3 protein-coding genes are annotated in these 2274 nt (G+C 63.0%); 1 reads left to right on the forward strand and 2 read right to left on the reverse strand.

Annotation, left to right across the window (positions count from 1 at the left end):
* Together AC1DT2_RS21165 and AC1DT2_RS21170 are read right to left on the reverse strand one after the other, a co-directional pair.
* The coding region (locus AC1DT2_RS21165) for a response regulator (protein ID WP_477298535.1) at positions 1-387 on the reverse strand (387 nt) is incomplete at its 3' end.
* A 56-nt stretch (positions 388-443) separates the two neighbouring features.
* Entirely contained in the window at positions 444-1013 is a 570-nt protein-coding gene (locus AC1DT2_RS21170) for a helix-turn-helix domain-containing protein (protein WP_477298537.1), read from the reverse strand.
* Between the two features lie 207 nt (positions 1014-1220).
* On the opposite strand from AC1DT2_RS21170, the gene AC1DT2_RS21175 reads away from it, so the two are divergent.
* Positions 1221-2274, forward strand: a 1054-nt coding sequence (locus tag AC1DT2_RS21175) for a ligand-binding sensor domain-containing protein (protein WP_477298538.1), incomplete at its 3' end; no start/stop codon positions are given.

Below are 2274 nucleotides of genomic sequence, written 5' to 3' on the forward strand. Positions count from 1 at the left end.
GTCAAAGGCAGCGCGCAGCGTGAGGATGAGTTCCTCCCGGATGGCGCCCTTCAGCAAATATCCCATCGCACCCGCCGACAGCGCCAGACGTGCATGCATGTCACCGGAGTAGGTCGTGAGCACGATGATGCGCGCGTCAGGGTCTTCCTTTCGGATGAGCCGGATGGCTTCGGCCCCGCCCATGTCGGGCATCTGCAGGTCCATGAGGGTGAGGTCCGGCCTGGTGCGCCGGAATTCCTCCACTGCCGCGCGACCCGTCGCAGCTTCCGCGCAGACGACCATGTCTTGCTCAAAGCCAATCATCGCCGCCACACCCTGCCGAAGGGCCGGATGGTCATCGACAATGAGGATGCGGATAGGACGTTCGCTGCTGGCGTCGGTATCCATGGGCGTCCGGAAATGCGGTGCGGCGGGTTGGGGCGAGTGTAGCGGCTGCAAGGTCGTCAGAGTCCATAAAAGGCACGGCGGTGCCACGTGAGGGGGGTCATGCGTGTGTGTGCCTTGAACACCCGGGTGAAATGCGACTGGTCCTTGAAGCCACAGTCGATGGCCACGTCGACGATGGTGCAAGACTCCTTCGACAGGCGCTCCATGGCGCGCTCCACCCGCTGCGTTTGCACCCAGCGGTGCGGCGGCATCCCATAGGTCTGCTTGAACGCCCGGCAGAAATGCCCGCGCGAGAGTGCGCAGACCTCAGCCAACCGTTTGGTCGACAGCTCCGAGTCGATGTTGTCCTGGACCAGCTGTTCAACGCGGCGCGTCTGCCACGAGGCCAAACCGCCGATATGCCCCGTGCGCGCCATCCGGGGAGGGGAGAGTTCTTCAATGGCCAACTGCATGTGTCGCACCGCTCCTGGAGCCAGCCAGTCCGCATTGACGAGCGCTGCAGACAAGACGTCGATGAGGCATGCCCCGAAGTTCTCGCCCGCTGGTGGCGCATCGGCCATCTCGCCTGTCGCAGAAACGAGAAGGTTGTCGGAAGGGGGACGAACGTTGACCGAGTCGTACGTCATGGAGAGCTCCGGAGGACGCTTTCCATTACGGTAGTCCGCAGCCTGGTCTCGCGTAACCGCCAGCCGCCGGTCATTACACCCCCCCAAATGGCGGGGTGGCGCATCGCCACTGAGACTATCGGACCGGGTGCTGGCAGGGTAATACTGTGGGCCAAAGCCGCCACATGGATGGTCCAAAAGACGGCCGTCACTCAGGGGACTTTTGCCATGGTCAGCCATTTTTCATTGCCTGCAGGTTGGCGACGCAACGCGGGCTTGGCCCTGGTCATGGTGTGGCTCTCTATGTGGTCGGCCCTGTCCGTGGCTGAGCGCACAACACCCACCCTCGGCCACTTTCAGCACACGCCGTTTGGCAAACGGGAAGGGGCGCCCAGTGACATCGGCGCGTTCGCGCAGACCTCCGACGGATTCCTGTGGATAGCCGGGGCGCGCGGCATCACACGCTTTGACGGCCGGACCTTTGAGGACTTCGTGCCGGCGGCTGGTGAATCGCTCGCAGCGACCCAGGTAGACGTGCTCTTTGCTCCAAAAAGCGGCGGAATGTGGCTTGGCTACAGCGGTGCAGCGGTCGACTTTCTCAAGGACGGCCAACTGACCCATTTCGGTCGGGCAGAAGGCATGGTTGGCGGGCCGAAACGCTTCAGGGAGGGGCCGGACGGGTCAGTCTGGTGTTTCTCACTTGCCGGTGTGCGCGTCTATCGCGACCACCGCTGGGAGACGGTTGCGTCCGGGCCGCAGGGAACTGATTTCAAGACCGGGGTGTTCGCCCCCGACGGCACACTGTGGATTGGTGGCAACCGGGGAATCTACACGCTGGAACAGGCGAGCCACTCGCCCCGGATGGTCCGCGACGGCATCGTGGTGATGCAGCTTGAAATGGACAGCAAGGGCGTTTTGTACGCCCGCACCCACGACAGGAAGATTCTCCGGTTCAAGACCGACGGGCAGTTGTCACCCGTCGAGATGCCCGCCATCAATGACGCGACGAATCTCTTGGTCGATGGGGACGACAATGTATGGATTCCGGCCGGAAAGAACGGTGTGCATTTCATCGCCGCCGGCACGTCACGGCTGGATACCATTGGCAGCGGCGACAGCCTGAGCGGCGAATCTGCCTGGCCTGCGACCCGTGACAGGGAGGGGAACGTCTGGATTGGTACGGAGGCGGGCATAGATCGCTTCCACTTCGCAGTCCTTTCCAAAGTCGCTGTTCCCCACGGCATGCACGAACTGGCCATCGCACCAGTTTCGGGAGAGGAAG

It is taken from the genome of Luteibacter sp. P4_E6 (genome assembly GCF_056401535.1).

Excerpts from the sequence above, each read along its gene's own strand:
- AC1DT2_RS21170 (WP_477298537.1), bottom strand. The coding sequence starts at position 1,013 with ATGACGTACGACTCGGTCAACGTTCGTCCCCCTTCCGACAACCTTCTC.